At 27.9% G+C, this 18,196-nt stretch carries 17 protein-coding genes; all 17 read left to right on the top strand.

Annotated elements, in window-relative coordinates:
- The first annotated feature begins 71 nt into the window (after positions 1-71).
- Genes L8X33_RS00715 through L8X33_RS00635 form a run of 17 tightly spaced genes read left to right on the top strand, consistent with a single transcriptional unit; the run spans position 72 to position 18,196 of the window.
- The gene (locus L8X33_RS00715) at positions 72-848 is read left to right on the top strand and encodes an ABC transporter permease (RefSeq protein WP_263666309.1); all 777 of its coding nucleotides are present in this window, start codon (positions 72-74) and stop codon (positions 846-848) included.
- Positions 845-1,516, top strand: coding sequence for an ABC transporter ATP-binding protein (locus L8X33_RS00710; protein WP_257928499.1), 672 nt, complete (start codon positions 845-847; stop codon positions 1,514-1,516). The genes L8X33_RS00715 and L8X33_RS00710 overlap by 4 nt, the downstream gene beginning before the upstream one ends.
- A complete protein-coding gene (locus tag L8X33_RS00705; protein WP_263666308.1) occupies positions 1,506-2,621 on the top strand; it encodes a capsule biosynthesis protein in 1,116 nt (371 codons plus the stop codon). Before L8X33_RS00710 ends, L8X33_RS00705 begins: the two co-directional genes overlap by 11 nt.
- Entirely contained in the window at positions 2,621-4,279 is a 1,659-nt protein-coding gene (locus tag L8X33_RS00700; RefSeq protein WP_263669724.1) for a polysaccharide biosynthesis/export family protein, read from the top strand. Before L8X33_RS00705 ends, L8X33_RS00700 begins: the two co-directional genes overlap by 1 nt.
- Before the next feature lie 8 nt (positions 4,280-4,287).
- On the top strand, positions 4,288-5,244 hold the full coding sequence (locus tag L8X33_RS00695) for an SIS domain-containing protein (RefSeq protein ID WP_404842192.1): 957 nt from the start codon (positions 4,288-4,290) through the stop codon (positions 5,242-5,244).
- Positions 5,241-6,842 (top strand): CDP-glycerol glycerophosphotransferase family protein, encoded by a 1,602-nt coding sequence (locus tag L8X33_RS00690; RefSeq protein ID WP_263669723.1) that lies wholly within the window; start codon positions 5,241-5,243, stop codon positions 6,840-6,842. Before L8X33_RS00695 ends, L8X33_RS00690 begins: the two co-directional genes overlap by 4 nt.
- Before the next feature lie 2 nt (positions 6,843-6,844).
- Positions 6,845-8,188 (top strand): glycosyltransferase, encoded by a 1,344-nt coding sequence (locus L8X33_RS00685; protein ID WP_263669722.1) that lies wholly within the window; start codon positions 6,845-6,847, stop codon positions 8,186-8,188.
- A gap of 17 nt (positions 8,189-8,205) precedes the next feature.
- The gene (locus L8X33_RS00680; protein ID WP_263669721.1) at positions 8,206-9,642 is read left to right on the top strand and encodes a hypothetical protein; all 1,437 of its coding nucleotides are present in this window, start codon (positions 8,206-8,208) and stop codon (positions 9,640-9,642) included.
- Positions 9,639-11,249 (top strand): CDP-glycerol glycerophosphotransferase family protein, encoded by a 1,611-nt coding sequence (locus L8X33_RS00675; RefSeq protein ID WP_263669720.1) that lies wholly within the window; start codon positions 9,639-9,641, stop codon positions 11,247-11,249. Before L8X33_RS00680 ends, L8X33_RS00675 begins: the two co-directional genes overlap by 4 nt.
- An 11-nt stretch (positions 11,250-11,260) precedes the next feature.
- A complete protein-coding gene (locus tag L8X33_RS00670) occupies positions 11,261-12,310 on the top strand; it encodes a GDP-L-fucose synthase family protein (RefSeq protein ID WP_263669719.1) in 1,050 nt (349 codons plus the stop codon).
- Positions 12,307-13,338 (top strand): GDP-mannose 4,6-dehydratase, encoded by a 1,032-nt coding sequence (locus tag L8X33_RS00665; protein ID WP_263669718.1) that lies wholly within the window; start codon positions 12,307-12,309, stop codon positions 13,336-13,338. The genes L8X33_RS00670 and L8X33_RS00665 overlap by 4 nt, the downstream gene beginning before the upstream one ends.
- Before the next feature lie 2 nt (positions 13,339-13,340).
- Positions 13,341-14,360: a dehydrogenase gene (locus L8X33_RS00660; protein ID WP_263669759.1), complete on the top strand. Its 1,020-nt coding sequence runs from the start codon at positions 13,341-13,343 to the stop codon at positions 14,358-14,360.
- A complete protein-coding gene (locus tag L8X33_RS00655; RefSeq protein ID WP_258108323.1) occupies positions 14,348-14,953 on the top strand; it encodes a D-sedoheptulose 7-phosphate isomerase in 606 nt (201 codons plus the stop codon). The genes L8X33_RS00660 and L8X33_RS00655 overlap by 13 nt, the downstream gene beginning before the upstream one ends.
- Positions 14,941-15,621, top strand: a complete 681-nt coding sequence (locus L8X33_RS00650; protein WP_263669717.1) for a nucleotidyltransferase family protein — start codon at positions 14,941-14,943, stop codon at positions 15,619-15,621. Before L8X33_RS00655 ends, L8X33_RS00650 begins: the two co-directional genes overlap by 13 nt.
- Entirely contained in the window at positions 15,596-16,189 is a 594-nt protein-coding gene (locus L8X33_RS00645) for a hypothetical protein (RefSeq protein ID WP_263669716.1), read from the top strand. The genes L8X33_RS00650 and L8X33_RS00645 overlap by 26 nt, the downstream gene beginning before the upstream one ends.
- Positions 16,182-17,474, top strand: a complete 1,293-nt coding sequence (locus L8X33_RS00640; RefSeq protein ID WP_263669715.1) for an HAD-IA family hydrolase — start codon at positions 16,182-16,184, stop codon at positions 17,472-17,474. Before L8X33_RS00645 ends, L8X33_RS00640 begins: the two co-directional genes overlap by 8 nt.
- On the top strand, positions 17,471-18,196 hold the full coding sequence (locus tag L8X33_RS00635; protein WP_263669714.1) for a class II aldolase/adducin family protein: 726 nt from the start codon (positions 17,471-17,473) through the stop codon (positions 18,194-18,196). Before L8X33_RS00640 ends, L8X33_RS00635 begins: the two co-directional genes overlap by 4 nt.

Raw genomic sequence — 18,196 nt, 5'->3', positions numbered from 1 at the left:
TGTTAAATATTATATAAGATAAAAAAGTATAATATAAAAATTTTGAAAATTTAAAAAGGTTTGCTAAAAATATGTTTAATGTCATACATGCTCTTTTTTTTAGAGAGTTAAAGACAAGATTTGGTATTAATAAATATTTGGGCTATTTTTGGGTAATCGGAGAGCCTATGATGGTGGTTTTGGTAATCACTTCCATTATAACAGCTATTAGAGAATTTCATCATCAAATCATGCCTGAAGGTGTTTCTATCTTTTTGTTTTTAGCAGTAGGAATTATACCTTTTTTTATGTTTAGAAGTATTATTACTCAGCTTTTAAATGGCATAGGTGCTAATCTAGCTCTTTTTGCTTATAAACCTATTCGTCCCATACATGTTTTTATTGCAAGAGCACTGCTTGAGTTTTGTATCTATTTTACTATTTTTATTTGTGTAATGTTTTTAGCAGGTTGGTTTTTGCATATGCAAGTTATACCTAAGCATTTTTTAGAAGTGATGTTTTCATTCTTTTTGCTTGTAGTATTTGGTTTTGCTATGGGAATGTGTTTTGCTATAGCAGGACATTTTGCAGAGCCTTTAAAAATGGCTTTAAATTATTTAAATATAGTTTTATATTGGACAGCTTTGGTGGTATTTCCTATATGGATAGTTCCAAAACCTATTTTAGACATTTTGTATTACAATCCACTTTTACATATTATGGAGCTTTTAAAATATAATTTTTTTCAAAATTATCCATTGCTTGATGATTATAATTACTATTATCCTATTGCATGTTTAAGTGTGATTTTGTTTTTGGGATTGTTTTTTTATTATTTTACTAGAGAAAAGTTGATAGCGGTGCGATGATAAAATTAGTTAATTTAACCAAATCTTTTCCTTTACGCAATGGTGGAAGGCATTATGTTTTTAAAAACTTAAGTTTTGAGTTCCCTGAAAATTGCAGTATAGGTTTAATGGGACGCAATGGTGCTGGAAAATCAACCTTAATGAAACTTTTAAGCGGCTCCTTGCTTCCTGATAGAGGCAAGATTATCACTAATAAAAAATTATCTTGGCCATTAGGTTTAGCAGGTGCGTTTCAACACAGACTTTCAGCAAGAGATAATGCACGCTTTGTGGCTAGAGTATATGGTTATAAAGGAAAGGCTTTAGAGGAAAAGATTAAATTTGTGGAAGATTTTGCTGAGCTCGGTAAATTTTTTGATGAGCCTATGAATACTTATTCAGCAGGTATGAGTGCTAGAATATCTTTTGGCTTAAGTATGGCTTTTGATTTTGATTATTATTTAATTGATGAAGCAGGTGCTGTGGGAGATCCTAAATTTAGAGAAAAAAGCTCTAAAATCTATAAAGAAAAATTAAGTAGGTCAAAAGTTATCATGGTTTCACACAATGTAGCTGAAATTAAACAATGGTGTGATAAAATTATATTCATGCAAGATGGACAAGCTACTATATATGATGATGTAGATGAGGGTATAGCGGTGTATCAAGGAAAAATAAATGCAAAATGAGTTATTAAAAAAACTTAAAAATTTAAAGATACTTAATTCTTTTAAAATAGTGTTGATTTTGACAGCATTTGTTGTATTTTATTATGTTTTTATAGCAGCAAATCGCTATGTGAGTGAAAGTGTTTTAAGTGTGAAATCAACGACAGGAGATAGCGGAGCTATTACTGGAATTGCCGCATTTTTGACTAATAATTCTTTTTCAAGCGAGGATATTAATTATTTAAAATCTTATATTCATTCTTTAGATATGTTAAATATCTTAGAAGAAAAAGTTCAAATTCGTGAGTTATATCAAAAACAAAAACTTGATTTTTTTTATAATATTTCCTCATCAGCCAATCAGGAAGAGTTTTTAAAGTATTATCAAAACCGTGTTAAAATTACTCAAGAAAACTCAGCTAATGGGCTTTTGCGTGTAGAAGTTGAAGGTTTTGACCCACAAAGTGCACATTTGATAGCTTCAACTATAGTTAAAGAAAGTGAAAAATTTATCAATGAAATTTCACACAAAGCCGCAAGAGATCAAATGCAATTTGCTGAAGAAGAACTTTTGCAGTTTAAAAAAAGATATCAAAAGGCTAAAGATGAGCTTTTAGCTTTTCAAAACAAATATGGAGTATTTGATCCACTCAAACAAGCAGAAGGGACCCTAAAACTCATAGCTGAACTTGAATCAAAAATAGCAGCTAAAGAAGCTGAGCTTTTAATGATGCAAAGCTATATAAATGATAATGCACCACAAATTGTTACTATAAAAAGTGAAATCACAGCCTTAAAAAAACAACTTCAAAAAGAAAAATCCAAAGTTTCATCGCCAAAATCCTCTCAAAAACTCAACGATCTTGCAGCTAAATTTCAAGATCTAACCATAGAAGCAGGTTTTGCAGAAAGTGCTTATACAGCTGCATTAAAAGCTTATGAGAGTGCTAGAATAGAAGCTTTAAGAAAGATAAAACAAGTGGTTATAGTGCAAAGCCCAAGTTTACCTCAAAGTGCTAAATACCCAGAAGCTTTGTATAATATACTCACAGCTTTTATGATTTTATCTTTGATTTATGGAATTGTTAAATTTATTAAAATGATTATAGAGGAGCATAGATACTAATGAGAAAGATATTTTTACTTTTACTTTTACCTTTGTTTTTATTTTCAGCAGTAGATGTTTCTCAAATTGCAAAAATTCAAAATCAACCGTTAACTCCATCTTTAGAGCCACAAATTATAAATTATGATAACAATCAAAGTGATTTTAACCAAACTCAAGCTCCGATAACTAAAGTTTTTGGTGCACATTTGTTTAATGGAAACTTTACTAAATTTACTCAACATGTTTATAATCCTGACTATAAATTAGCAGTAGGCGATAGGATTAATGTAAAAATTTGGGGTGCAGTAGAGTTTATACAAACTTTAACAGTAGATTCTCAAGGAAATATTTTTATACCAAAAGTGGGTGCGATTAATCTTTTGGGTGTGAAAAATAGTGCTTTAGTTCAAGTTATTACAAAAGCTATTAATAAAATCTATAAAAGCAATGTCTATGTATATGCAGATATGGATATTTACCAAAATGTATCAGTTTTTGTCACAGGAAATGTAAATCAACCTGGTCTTTATCAAGGACTAAGTTCAGATTCTATCATACAGTATTTAGATAAAGCAAGTGGAATTAATCTAGAATATGGTAGTTTTAGAGATATTCAAATTTTAAGAGATAATAAAGTCATTAAAAAAGTAGATTTGTATGATTTTTTACTTAAAGGTCAGCTTGATCTTTTTCCTTTTAGAATGGGTGATGTGATCTTAGTAGGTAGTGTACAAAAGTATGTTTTTGTAGAAGGAGATGTGCAAAAACCTTTTAGATTTGAGCTCAGTAATGATATTTTAAATTTAGAAGATATAGCAAGGGTTGCAGGAGCTAAACCTATAGTTACTAATGCTGTGGTAAAAAGCTATAGAGATGATCATAAATTACATGTGGATGCTTACAGCAAAAAGCAGTTTTTAGGTGTGAAATTATATAATGGTGATGAGATAGAATTTAGACCTGATTATACTGCGCAAAATATTAGCATTAGTATAGAAGGTGAGCATAGTGGTTTGCACTCGGTGGTGATAAAAAAAGGCACAACTTTAGCTGAACTTGCTAAAATGATTACAGTTAATGATCAATCAAACATCAATGCCTTGCAAGTTTTTAGAAAAAGTGTAGCAGCTACTCAAAAACAGCTTATTGAGGCTCAACTTAAAGAGCTTGAAACACTAGCTCTAACAAGCTCTTCGGTCAATGCTGAGCAAGCTAGCATTAGAGCTACTCAAGCTAAGACGATTTTAGAATTTATTGCGCGTGCAAAACAAGCCCAGCCAAAAGGACAAATCGTTATAGACAATGTCAAAGCGTATAATTCTATAGTATTAGAAGAAGGTGATGTAGTAAATGTACCTAGTAAAAATAATCTTGTTTTAGTTCAAGGTGAAGTTTCTATACCAGGTGCGTTTGTGTATATGGATAAAGAAAAATTAAGATATTATATTAATCTAGCAGGTGGTTTTAGCGATAGAGCAGATATATCAAGAGTTTTAGTAATCAATGCTAATGGCAAAGCAACTAAATACAGCGGTAGAAGCTCAGCAGATATCAAAGCAGGAGATTCTATTTTAGTTTTACCAAAAGTAGATAGTCAAAATTTACAAATCTTTAGCATGCTAACACAAATTTTATATCAAATAGCTATTGCAACTAATGTAGTGTTAAATATATAGGAATTTAGATGAACCAAATAGATGCGATTAAAATAGCCAAAGAAGTTTTTGAGATAGAATCAAAAACGATTTTAGATTTATGCGATAATTTAGATGAAGGTTTTAATAAAGCCATTGAGCTGATTTTATCTATCAAAGGTAGATGTGTAGTAAGTGGCATGGGTAAATCAGGCCATATAGGAGCTAAGATAGCTGCGACTTTAGCTAGTACAGGCACTCCAAGTTTTTTTATGCACCCAGGTGAAGCATTACATGGAGATCTTGGTATGCTTACAAGCGAGGATGTGCTTTTGGCTATTTCAAATTCAGGAGAAACTGAAGAGGTTTTAAAACTCATACCAGTGATTAAAAAAAGAAAAATTCCTTTGATTGTTATGGCGGGAAATCAAAACTCTACTTTGGCTAAACAAGCTGATATTTTTATAAACATAGCAGTAAAAAAAGAAGCTTGCCCACTCCAGCTTGCTCCAACTTCTTCTACTACGGCTACTTTAGCGATGGGTGATGCTATAGCAGTGGCTTTAATGAGAGCAAGGAAATTTAGACCTGATGATTTTGCTTTATTTCATCCAGGGGGAAGCTTGGGTAGAAAGCTTTTAACTAGGGTGAGTGATTTGATGGTGTCAAATAATCTACCTATAGTAAATCCTGAGAGTGAATTTAATGAGCTAGTTGATGTGATGACTAGTGGTAAGTTAGGACTTTGTATAGTACTTGAAAATGAAAAGCTAGTTGGGATTATCACAGATGGAGACTTAAGAAGAGCATTAAGGGCAAATGATAAGCCAAGATTTGATTTTAAAGCTAAAGAAATCATGAGTGAGAGTCCAAAAACCATAGAGGCAAGTGCTATGGCAAGTGAAGCAGAAGAGCTTATGTTAAAACACAAAATCAAAGAAATAGTTGTCACTCAAGATGAAAAAATAGTAGGCATTATACAACTTTATGCGATAGGAAATGTGTGAAATTTTATAGTATTATTTTTTATATATATCGAAGAATACTTCGTTTGTTTTCATCATGTAGTTTATTTGAGAGAAAAAAATGGATATTATTGGATAATTATTTTAATGATAATTCTGATTTAAATGATAATTTGTGTTTATTTGAGTTTATATTAAAAAATAAAACCAAAAATGCTTATTATGCGATTTCTAAAAATCATATGTTATATAAAGAATTAAAACAAAAATATCCAAAAAATATTATTGTTGTTAATAAAAAATTTTTATCGCTTAATTTTATGTGGCACTTATTGCAAACAAAATATATTTTAGATTCTTTTCAGATTTTTAGTTCTAAACTTAGGCTAGGTAGTATTTTTTGTAATTCCAAAATTCATTATATTTATACCCAGCATGGTGTTAATTTTTTTAAAAAATATTTTTTGGAAAATACAGATAGTTTATCTGATGAGAATTTTAATGCAATTATTTTTTCAAATTTGCATGAAAAATCTTATTATGAAACAATTTATAATTATCCTAAAAATAGACAACTTATACTCGGTTTAGCAAGATGGGATAGTGTATTACCTATTGAACAATGTAATGAGAAAATTGTTTTAGTGTATTTTACTTTTAGAAGATACTTAATGCAAGATCAAAAAGTTATAGAGTATAGAATATTTAAAGAGTGGTATTATTTGTTAAACGATGATAATTTCATAGATTATATGAAAGAAAATAATATTAAAATTTATTTTGCGCTACACCATGAGATGGAAAAGATAAATGATGGTAGATTTGATACTTTAAATCCTATTAGTCAGAGTAAGTTAAGTGAAATTAAAAATAAAGCAAGTTTGTTAATAACAGATTATTCTAGCATGGCTTTTGATTTTATGATAAAAGATAAACCTGTTTTATTTTATAGAATAGACCAAGATGAGTTATGTTTAGATGAAGAAAGTAGAGAAAATTCTAAGCATTCTGAAGAATTAAATGATCAAATTTATAATGTTTTTTATAATAAAAAAGATGTAATTAATAAATGCATATATTATTGTAAAAACAATTTTATACTAGAAGATGAATTTAAGGCAAAAAATAAAAGTTTTTTTGCTTGTAGAGAGAATTTTAGAGAAAATATTTACAATGCCATTAGTTCATTAGAAAAAAATACTCCATTTGCAAATATTTTAACACCTATTAATAGGATTTTACCTATATCAACATCAAAAAATATTAGAAGTGTAGGGTTATCTAAAAGGGAAATACATGGAAGATGGAGTTTGGGTGATGAGGTATCTTTTTATTTTAATTTCACTGAACACAAAAGAATTGTTATTGATTTTAAACTTCATGCTATTACAGACTTAGATGCGACTGTTTATTTAGATTCAAAAAAGATGTTTTCGTGTAATATTTTCAAGGATGTTAGTCAAAATAAAATTTCTATTGTTGTTAGTAGAAAAAAATTATTAAAGCAAAACGGTTGTATTATGATAAAATTCATCATTCGTTTTCCTATTAGTCCAAAAATGCTAAAGTTAAATCAAGACTCAAGAATGCTGGGAATATTTTTTCATTCTATAAATATATATGAAGTAAAAAAAGGTTAAAAATGTTTATTATATATGATTTTACTCGTTTAGATCAAAGACGAAATTTGCCTACACCTTCTGGTGTAGATAGAGTTGATTTATACTATATTCTATTTTTATTAAAAACTTACAGTAAGGTTATTTTTGTTCGTGGTTATGGTGGCTACTTGAAAACATATCCTACGCAAAGTGCTTTAGATGTACTAAGAAAGATAGCAAAAAATTGGGCAGAGATTGATAACATTTCTTACAATATTGATAAAAATGATTTTATTAATACAAAAATAGATATAGAAAGAATTTTGAAGAATAATATACAATATACTTATTTTAATCTTACACATAGTCTTTTAATAGGAAGATATACTATAGCTAAATTTGCTATAAAAGATAATGTTAAAATGATTTATTTTTGTCATGATATGACGCCAATTACACATCCAGAGTATCATGCAGAGGGAACGATTTCCTTTAAACAGCATAGTTGTGTGATGAAAATAATGCTTTGGAGTGCAGATTTAATTCTTACTACTTCTCAAGCGGTTAAACAAGATATTTTGAATTATTCAAAAGAAATAAGTGTTAATCCTCCAAAAGTTATCGCAAAAGAAATAGGTGCTGAAGAAAATTTTCTTAAAGCAAGATGGAGTAAGCAAGATTCTCATAAACATTTTATTTACGTTGGTACTTTTGAGCCAAGAAAAAATCATATATTATTGTTTTTAGCGTGGAAAAAATTATATTCTATTTTACAAGAACACACACCTATGCTTTACATTATAGGAAGAAAAGGGTGGTTGATTGACTGGCTTGATAGATATTTTGAAGTTGAACCTAATGTTTCAAGATTTGTAAAAAGGTTAGAAAATATCCAAGATTCACAATTAGAAAAATTAATGCTTGAATCATATGCTACATTAAATCCATCATATACTGAAGGTTGGGGTATGCCTGTAGCTGAATCTGTATCTATGGGTATACCAACTATATGTTCTGATATACCAGCTTATCATGAGAGTTCTCAAGAATGTGCTATATTTTTATCTCCACTTAATGTAGATACTTGGGTTGATACTATTTTAGATGTTCTAAATGATAGGGCGATTTTTCCTGATTATGCTTATAAAATTCCTACTTGGAAAGAATATTTTGCTGAAATAGATGAGATTTTAAATGAGAATTATTTTTTAAGAGAAAAAAAACAATATATACAAGTTTTTTACGATAATTTAGAAGATTTTCATTTTGCAGCACATAAGATACAGTCTAATCAAAAAACTAAAAAAAACATTAAAGATAAAATAAGATTAAAACTTTTAAAGTCAAAATTTTATTTTATTAGGGTATTTGCTAGATTTATTTAATGTAAAAAGGATAATTTGTGAAAACAAAATTAATTGCAATATTTGGAATTCCTATTTTCAAGAAGATTATTTACAGTAGACTAAAAAAGTATTATCTATTAGGTGTGTTTTTATTAAAAATCGAAATTTTTAATAAAAGTAAAAAATATTCTTTATTTGGATTGCCAATTTTAAAAATACACCACAATGATAAAATTACAGATTTGTTTATTAATGAACAAAAAACTACTAATGAAATTGAGAGCATATTGCAGCGACTATTTAAATATGATATAGTAAAAGAAAGCGACATTGCGTTTTTAAATATAAAAAAAATCATAAATAAAGAAAAAAATGCTGTTTTTGGTGTTTTACCACCAGAAAAAACTGGAATAGCTATTTTTAATCACAATGCTTTTGTTGATTGTGAGTGTTTTGATATATTTTCTGATGTCCGCGATTTGAGTATTGCTAGGGGGTTATCCAAAAATGTTTTTGACTTAAAAACATTTATAAAATTTGACGCAAGCTATCTGTATAAAAAATTTATTTATATTTTGGGAAATTCTAGCCATAATAATCCTTATTTACATATGGCGAAAAGTAGTATTGATAAGCAGAAATCTTGGTTGTATATTCATGAAGCTAATTTGAATAATTTGCTATTTTCTCATTGTAATAGTAACTTTTTAATTATGAAAGAATATTTGATTAAATATTATCCAGAGTTTAGTTTAGAGCTTATAAAGTTAAAAAATTTTCAAGAATTTAGAATTTGGAACGAAGAATTAAAAATTTATAGTTTAAGAGTTATTGTTGGACTAACAAATATTTTCAATTTTATAGTAAATAATAGCTTATGTAAGAATTTGATTTTAAAAGAATTAAAAGATTATAAAGTTAATATTGTTGAAGCTTTCTTGCCATTGCCTAAAATTGCAAATATTGATAATTTTTGTAAAAAAAATAGTGAAATTTATATTGGAACTTTCGGTGTTCCTCACGAGATAAAATTTTCCCTAGAAATAGCTCAAGCAATAGAGTATCTTAATAAGTCTAAAAATATAAATATAAGGTTATTAGTTGTTGGTTATGGAGCTAGTAATTTTTTTAAAAAATATGATTTTGATAAGTCTTATTTGGAAATTTATGAAAATGTAAGTGATATCCAATTTTATAACCTGATTAATCAAGTAGATTTGGTGGTTCAATTAAGAAAAAAACCTCATGGAGAAAGTTCTGGACCGATAGTAAGTGCATTAGTTTTAGACAAAAAAATAATTACAAGTAAAGATTTTGTAGATAAAAAAATAGAAGATAAAGTATTTGTATTAGATAATCAAGAGCTTGGTTATAAAAAAATAGCAGAAAAGATACTTGAATGCATTCAAACTTCTAGTGATGTGGTTAATTATAGCGAGATTAAAAATTCATATACTTATAGTAATCTTGTCAAGTTATTGGATGAATTATGATTAATTACAAAAAAAAGCTGCATTTAATAATTTTTAAAAAAATATTTTCTTGTGATTTTTTAAAAAGGAAAGCTATTGTTTTTACAGATATGTTTTATGATGAAAATCATGAATTAATAGATAATTTTCTGTTATTTAAATATATGCATGATTTAGGTTATGAAGTTTATTATGTGATCAATAAAAAACATATTAAATATAAAGAAGTAAAACAGATTTATAAAAGAAATATCATAGGTTGTTTGCCAAATAGAACTTCTTGGAGATTGTTAAGTATAATAGCAAAGACAAAAATTTGGGTTGATTCGTGTCAGTTGCTGTTTTTATCAAAATTATATTCTCTTATAGATAAGAGCAAAATATGTTGTATTCAGGCTCAACATGGAGTAAACTATTTTAAAGAAGGATATAGATTTCATTTATCTGAATTTATTTATGATAAAGTGATTGTGAGTAATGATATAGAAAAGTCAATTTATTGTAAAAATTATTCTTATTGTGAAGATAATTTCATTAAGGCTGGGTTGCCAAGATGGACATTGTTAGAAAACCATCAAGAAAAAAATTCAATTTTAATTTACTTTACATATAGACAATATATTAGTCTAATAAAGGATAATTTTAAATCTTCTAGTTATTATAAAAAAATAAAGGATTTTTTAAATAATGAAAAATTGAACAAAATTTGTAGTCAATATAAGACAAAAATTTATTTTGCTATGCATCATGAAATTACAAGATTATTTGGAGAAGATTGTTTTAAAACCGAAAATTCTAATATAATTTTTATAGGTGAGCAAGATATAGGAAAAATAAAAAATAAAGCTTCAATGTTAATTACAGATTTTTCATCTATGTGTTTTGATTTTATGTATATAAATAAACCTGTTGTTTTTTATAACATAGCAAAAGATGATATATTAATGCAAAAAATTCAAGAAGAAAGAGATGTTTATAATCGCTTAGAGGAAAAATATAAATTACTAAATCATGTCTATATTTTAGAAGATGAAGTTTTGGAACAAATAGAGTATTATTTAGATAAAAAGTTCTTGTTAAGAACAGATGAAGAGAAAAAAAATAAAAATTTTTTTTATTCTTGTAATATTTTAGAAGAAAGCATAAAAGGCATATTGGAAGAAAAAAAGGAAGCGAATATTTTTTTTAATAATTTACACAATCCTTTGAAAAAAAATCACTATTACACTTTTTTTGAAGATAAGGATTTTAAATTTTATGGATTTTATGCCGATGAGAATCAAAAAGGAAGGTGGACTGCGACCAAAGATTCAATTATATCCTTTACGATTCCATATAGCGAGAAAAACATTTTTTTAAATATATCATGTAAAGCTTTTTTATGCAAAAAAAGACCGCAAGTTAAAATAGAACTATTTCTTAATGATTGCCAATTAGTTGAAAAAAAACTTTGTTTGACTTCTAATAAAATAAATCAATATTTTGCAATTGATAAGCAACTATACGGGAAAATGGTTTTTCTTAAATTTAAAGTAGAAAATACAGCTCAACCAATATTTTATAGTAAGTCTTTTGATGTAAGGCCGTTAGGTGTATTTTTAGAAGGTTTATGCTTATATGAATTATAATAAGGATGGATATGAAAAAAAATGATAAAATTTATATAGCTGGTCATAGAGGGTTGGTTGGTTCTGCTATTTTGAGAAAATTAAAAGATAATGGCTATGAGAATTTAATTTACAAAACACATTCTGAATTAGATCTAACTGATCAAAATGCTGTTAATTTTTTTTTAAAAAAAGAAAAGCCGGATTTTGTTTTTTTATGTGCAGCTAGACTTGGCGGCATAGAAGCACATAAACAATTTAGAGCTGAATTTATTTATGATAATTTACAAATTCAAAATAATGTAATCCATCAATCATATATAAATAATGTAAAAAAACTTTTATTTATCAGCAGTACAAGTGTCTATCCAGAACATACTTCGCTACCTATAAAAGAAGAATATTTGTTAAGTGGAAAGTTGCAATATTTACATGAACCTTATGCTATAGCCAAAATAGCTGGTATGAAGATGTGTGAGGCTTATTCTACTAGATACAATATGAATTTTATTTCGGTGTGTCCTACAACTTTATATGGTCCAAATGATAATTTTGATATTGAAAGTGCTAATGTTGTTGCAGCTTTAATGAGAAAAATACATTTAGCTAAATTATTGAGCGAAAAAAGATATGATTTAATTTTAAAAGATTTAGGAATTGATGATATTGATAAAGCCAAAAACTATTTAGATATTTTAGGTGTGAAAGAAAATTCTATAGAAATTTGGGGAAGCGGTAACCCAAAGAGAGAATTTTTATACAGTGATGATTTAGCTAACGCTTGTATTCATATAATGCAAAATATTAATATAGAGGATATAAACATAATAGATAAGTATAATCCGCATATTAATATTGGTCCTGATGGAAATTATTCGATTAAAGAATTAGCTTGTTTATTAAAAACAATTATTCAATTTGAAGGAGGATTTACATATAATCTAAATAAGCCTGATGGAACTTATGAAAAATTAACTTGTTGTGATAAAATTAAACAAATGAATTGGCAAGCTTATACAAAATTAGAAGATGGGTTAAGAGCAACATTTCATTGGTATAAAAATAATAAAGGATTAATATGAAAAAAATAGCATTAATTACAGGTTTTACGGGTCAAGTTGGCTCACAAATGGCAGATTTCTTGCTAGAAAATACAGATTATAATGTTATAGGTATGATGCGTTGGCAAGAACCTATGGATAATATCTATCATCTAAGTGATAGGATTAACAAAAAAGATAGAATTAGTATTTTTTATGCTGATTTGAATGATTATTCAAGTATTCAAAAGCTTTTTGAGAGCAAAAGACCGGATGTGATCTTTCATTTGGCCGCACAGTCTTACCCAAAAACATCTTTTGATATACCTATAGAAACCTTACAGACTAATATTATAGGTACAGCAAATATTTTAGAAAATATTAGATTATTAAAAGCTAAAGATGGTTATGATCCTGTAGTGCATGTGTGTTCTTCTAGTGAAGTTTATGGTAGAGCAAAAGTTGGTATTAAGTTAAATGAAGATACAACTTTTCATGGCGCAAGTCCTTATAGTATAAGTAAAATTGGCACTGATTATTTGGGAAGATTTTATGGTGAGGCTTATGGTATAAAAACTTATGTTACTAGAATGGGAACTCATAGTGGTCCAAGAAGAAGTGATGTATTTTTTGAAAGTACTGTTGCAAAACAAATCGCATTGATTGAAGCGGGTTATCAAGAGCCTGTTATCAAAGTAGGAAATTTATCAAGTGTAAGAACTTTTCAAGATGCCAGAGATGCGATAAGGGCTTATTATTTACTTTCATTGGAAAGTGAAAAAGGAAAAGTTCCTTGTGGTGAAGCTTTTAATATAGCAGGTGAAGAAGCTTTTAAACTTCCTGAGGTTATCGATATACTTTTGAATTTTTCTACAAGAAAAGATATCAAAGTAGAACAAGATGAAGAAAGATTGCGTCCTATTGATGCAGACTATCAAATGTTTGACAATACTAAAATTAAAAGTTATATCAACTGGAAGCCAGAAATTCCAGCTAGGCAGATGTTTGAAGATTTGTTAAATCACTGGAGAAAAGAAATCTCTATGGGTAGAATCCCACTAAATAGGTAGTGATCATGATAATTCGTTCTCAAACTCCCTTGCGCTTGGGCTTAGCCGGTGGGGGTACTGATATAAATTTATACTGTGATCAATATACAGGTTATGTTTTAAATGCAACTATATCTTTATATGTGCATTGTACTTTAGTAGAAAGAAATGATGGAAAAATTATCTTTGATTCATCAGATATAAATATAAAAGTAGAATATAAAAGCAAAGATTTTTTAGAAAATGATGGTAAACTAGATCTTTATAAAGCAATTTATAATCGTTTAGTAAGAGACTATGTTAAAAAACCTTTAAGTTTTTCTTTACATACCTATTCAGATGTGCCAAGTGGTAGTGGGCTTGGTGGTAGCTCTACTTTGGTGGTAGGTATCATCAAAGCATTTGCTGAGTGGCTGAATTTACCCTTGGGTGAGTATGAGATCGCGCGTTTAGCGTATGAGATTGAACGAGAGGATATGGCTATAGTAGGTGGTGCACAAGATCAATATGCTGCAACTTTTGGTGGGTTTAACTTTATGGAATTTTATGATCAAAAAAGAGTGATAGTGAATCCTTTACGCATTAAAAATTGGATAGCAAGTGAACTTGAAGCTAGGGTTTTGCTTTATTTTACAAATATCACTAGAGAAGCTAAGGATATAGAAGAGCATAAAAAAGGAAAACTAGGAGATGAAAACTCTCTTAATGCTATGCATGCGATAAAACAGGATGCACTAGATATGAAAGAAGCATTATTTAGAGCCGATTTTCATAAAATAGCTCAAATCCTAGGTAAATCATGGCAGTCAAAAAAGATCATTTCTGATATAGTAAGTAACGATGAGCTTGAAAGAATTTATCATTTAGCCATGGAAAATGGTGCCTATAGTGGCAAAACAAGTGGAGCGGGCGCTGGAGGGTTTATGTTTTTTATGGTTGATCCTATAAAAAAATATAAACTTAAAAAAATTCTAAATGAGCAACAAGGATATGTGCAAGAGTTCTACTTCACTAAAGAAGGAGCAAAATCGTGGAAAATTTAAATTTATATATAAAATCTCATTTTAGTGATTCAATTGATATCAAAACTAAGATTTTAAATGATAATAATATGATCAGTTTAATTAAAGAGGTGTCTTTAAAAGTGATCAATGCTTATAAAAATGGCAATAAAACTTTACTAGCAGGTAATGGAGGAAGTGCAGCTGATGCACAGCATATAGCTGGGGAGTTTGTGAGTAGATTTTACTTTGATAGGCCAGGTATTGCAAGTATTGCCTTAAGTACTGATACGAGTATTTTAACAGCTATTGGTAATGACTATGGCTATGAAAATTTATTTGCAAGACAAGTGCAAGCCCAAGGTGTGAATGGGGATGTATTTATAGGAATTTCTACAAGTGGAAATAGCAAAAATATCTTAAAAGCTTTAGAAATTTGTAAAGAAAAAGGAATTTTAAGCATAGGTTTAACCGGAGCTAGTGGCGGCGCTATGAATGAACTTTGTGATTATTGTATTAAAGTACCATCATCTTGTACACCAAGAATTCAAGAAGCGCATATTTTGATAGGACATATCATCTGTGCTATAGTAGAAGAAGAACTTTTTGGCAAGGGGTTTGATTGCAAGCTATAGTTTTAGCAGGAGGTCTTGGCACAAGGTTAAAAAGCGTAGTGCAAGATCTTCCAAAGCCTATGGCGCCTATTAATGAAAAGCCATTTTTAGCTTTTGTTTTGGAGTATTTAAAAAAACAAGGGGTTGCTGAAGTTATTTTAAGTGTTTCATATAAATACGAACTCATTCAAGAGTATTTTAAAGATGAATTTGAAGGTATAAAAATACGCTATAACATCGAAAAAGAGCTTTTAGGCACAGGTGGAGCTATAAAAGATGCTTTGAAATTGATACAAAATCAAGCTTATGTTTTAAATGGAGATACTATTTTTGATATTGATCTAAAAAAACTTGTTTTAAATGATAGTAAAATTTGCATCGCACTAAAACAAATGCAAAATTTTGATAGATATGGCACTGTAAATGTTGATGATCAAGGTATTGTAATTTCCTTTGAAGAAAAAGTATTTAAAAAGCAAGGTTTAATCAATGGCGGTATATACTTGCTAAAAAAAGATATTTTTGATGAATTTGATTTGGAGAAAAAATTTTCTTTTGAAGAATTTTTGCAAAAAAAATATAAAACATTAAAAATACAAACCAAAATTTTTAATAATTATTTTATTGATATTGGGATACCTGAGGATTATAGGAGATTTAATAATGATATTTTTACATCGCCAAAATAATTTAGAGTTTTCTATTGAAAATTATGGCATAGAAATTGACTTGAGATATAATGAAAAATTAATATTAAATCATGATCTATTAGAAAAAAATTCTCTATATCCTTTTTTTAAAGAAAAAATTCAATTTATGAAAAATATCCCTATTATTTGTAATGTAAAAGAATCAGGACTAGAAGAAAAAATTATAGAATTGCTCGGTGATAATTTTGAGTATTATTTTTTAGACTCTCAAATTCCAGATATTTTAAGATTATCAAAAAATGGATATCAAGGTAAATTTATCATTAGAATTTCAGATGTAGAATCTTATAATGAAAAACTTATGGATATTAGTAAACCTAAGTATGCATGGGTAGATTACTCACAATTTTCTAGTTTTGATATTAAAGATTATAAAGAATTTATTTACAGTATCGAGCCAAAATTAGGACAAGTTGAACCTATATTGGTTTCTCCTGAGTTATACGATCTATCATATATGAAACTTATAAAATCTATTCAAAGTATTCTACCAAAAGGATTTTCTGTGTGTACTAAAAAGCCTGATTTATGGAGTATGTATGTTTAATTTAAGAAAAATAGCTGAAAAATATAAACTTATTATGGTTGATATTGATAATACTTTATTTAATTACACATTTGCACATAAAAATGCATTAGAAGCTACAGTGAAACAATATAATTTTACATTAGAAGATTATGATCTAGCAAAAAAGATGATTGCAAAAAGAGGATTATCTGCAAATCATCATAAAAAAGAATTGTATTTTAAAATTATTTGTGAAAATAAAAATATTCATTTTTCAAAAGCTAGTGAAATGTTTGAGTTGTACGTTTCTATTTTTACAAGAAATTTAAAAGTAGATAAAACAATGTTTGAATTTTTATGTTTTGTTAAAAGTCTTAATAAAAAAGTAATAGCTATAACAAACTTTTATTTTATTGAGCAAATCCATAAACTAAATTGTGCAAATTTGACAAATATGATTGATTATTTGGTATGCTCTGAAGAATTTGAGCTTGAAAAACCAAATAAAGCGCTTGTTAATAGAGCTTTAGAGCTTTATGGGAAATTTATTGATGAAGAAGAAATTGTAATGATTGGAGATTCTATCGCCGATAATTTTCTAGGGGGAGGTTATAGGATAAATTATTATCCATATAATTGTTCAAAGTTACTGATCTCAATTTCTGGAAAAAGTGGAAGTGGAAAGACTACTTTGAGTAATGCTATTGATGAGATATATAAAAGTTTTATTATTAGCACCGATGGTTATCATAAATATGAGAGACATTCTAAAATGTGGGAGAGGGTGACACACTATAATCCTGAAGCGAATAATCTCATTCAGTTAGCTATGGATATAAAACATATTTATCAAGATATAGGAAATAAACTATATATACCATTATATGATCATAAAAATGGAGTGATTGTTAAATCTGATGAAATTAAGATTAAAGATTTAGATATTGTGATTATAGAGGGTTTGCATACTTTATATCAAGAGGTTATAGGAGATTTTGTAAAAATTAAAATATATATTGATTCAGATGAAGCGAATAGGCAGAAGATAAATAGAGATAGTAAAGAAAGAAATTATAGTCATTCTAAGATTATAGATACTATACAAAAACGAGAAGAAGATTATAAAAAATATCTTGAAAAACAAAAAGACAATGCAAATTTTCTAATTATAGTTAGAGATGGTATTTTTAAAATACGTTTAAGGGATATATTATTGAGTGATTACTTGCAAAAAGAATATACTGGCAGATATGAAGATTTGATCCAAACTGTAAAAGATATTTTTGATCTGATTTTGAAAAATAGATGGATATGTGGAAAATGATGTATAATAATAAAAAGCTTGATGGGTGTATTAAAGACTATCAAGATTTATGCAAAATTTTTGGTAATATCTTGGATGCACCATCAAAAGGTGGAAATATTTCTATAAAAAATGATGAATATTTTATTATTAAGGCTTCAGGCGAGGATTTAAAAAAAGAGCATAAAATATCTATTTTTAAAAATAATATCAATTCTTTTTCCTATTTTAAGGATTATTCTATGGATGTTGTAAAACCATCTATGGAAATTAAAATGCATATGGTATTTAAAAATAAATATGTAGCACATTATCATCCTGTTTATATTTTACCTTATTTATGTGCCAAAGAATATAAATTTGAAAATTATGAAACTATTGATTTTGCCTTGCCCGGAAATGATTTGTATGAAGCATTAAGAAAAAATTATTCTTATCAAGAAAAAGGTATAATATTGCTACGAAATCATGGTGTTGTTGTTTACGCAGAGCAAATTCAAGATATAATAGAATTATACAATCAATTAAAAAGTGAATTTTTTGAACAAAATGATTTTGTATATACTCCAGATGATGCGGTTGATAAGACCAATGAGGAGCTATGGTTATTTAGAAATGTAATGGAGAATATTGCTATTAAAAAACAAATTAATCTACACCCATTAAAAGTGAGTGAAATTGATAAATTGTTAAATTTGCCTGATGAGCAATATAGAAAAAGAATTATGGAAAGTGAGAATTAG

It is taken from the genome of Campylobacter sp. CNRCH_2014_2849, assembly GCF_025772845.1.
Classification (GTDB): domain Bacteria; phylum Campylobacterota; class Campylobacteria; order Campylobacterales; family Campylobacteraceae; genus Campylobacter_D; species Campylobacter_D lari_D.
Note: the sequence above shows the minus strand (reverse complement) of the source record. Positions and strands in the feature narration are given on the sequence as shown.

Bases quoted from the DNA above. Each gene is read 5' to 3' on its own strand.
- L8X33_RS00715 (WP_263666309.1), top strand. From the start codon at position 72: ATGTTTAATGTCATACATGCTCTTTTTTTTAGAGAGTTAAAGACAAGA.
- L8X33_RS00710 (WP_257928499.1), top strand. From the start codon at position 845: ATGATAAAATTAGTTAATTTAACCAAATCTTTTCCTTTACGCAATGGT.
- L8X33_RS00705 (WP_263666308.1), top strand. From the start codon at position 1,506: ATGCAAAATGAGTTATTAAAAAAACTTAAAAATTTAAAGATACTTAAT.
- L8X33_RS00700 (WP_263669724.1), top strand. From the start codon at position 2,621: ATGAGAAAGATATTTTTACTTTTACTTTTACCTTTGTTTTTATTTTCA.
- L8X33_RS00695 (WP_404842192.1), top strand. From the start codon at position 4,288: ATGAACCAAATAGATGCGATTAAAATAGCCAAAGAAGTTTTTGAGATA.
- L8X33_RS00685 (WP_263669722.1), top strand. From the start codon at position 6,845: ATGTTTATTATATATGATTTTACTCGTTTAGATCAAAGACGAAATTTG.
- L8X33_RS00675 (WP_263669720.1), top strand. From the start codon at position 9,639: ATGATTAATTACAAAAAAAAGCTGCATTTAATAATTTTTAAAAAAATA.
- L8X33_RS00670 (WP_263669719.1), top strand. From the start codon at position 11,261: ATGAAAAAAAATGATAAAATTTATATAGCTGGTCATAGAGGGTTGGTT.
- L8X33_RS00665 (WP_263669718.1), top strand. From the start codon at position 12,307: ATGAAAAAAATAGCATTAATTACAGGTTTTACGGGTCAAGTTGGCTCA.
- L8X33_RS00645 (WP_263669716.1), top strand. From the start codon at position 15,596: ATGATATTTTTACATCGCCAAAATAATTTAGAGTTTTCTATTGAAAAT.
- L8X33_RS00640 (WP_263669715.1), top strand. From the start codon at position 16,182: ATGTTTAATTTAAGAAAAATAGCTGAAAAATATAAACTTATTATGGTT.
- L8X33_RS00635 (WP_263669714.1), top strand. From the start codon at position 17,471: ATGATGTATAATAATAAAAAGCTTGATGGGTGTATTAAAGACTATCAA.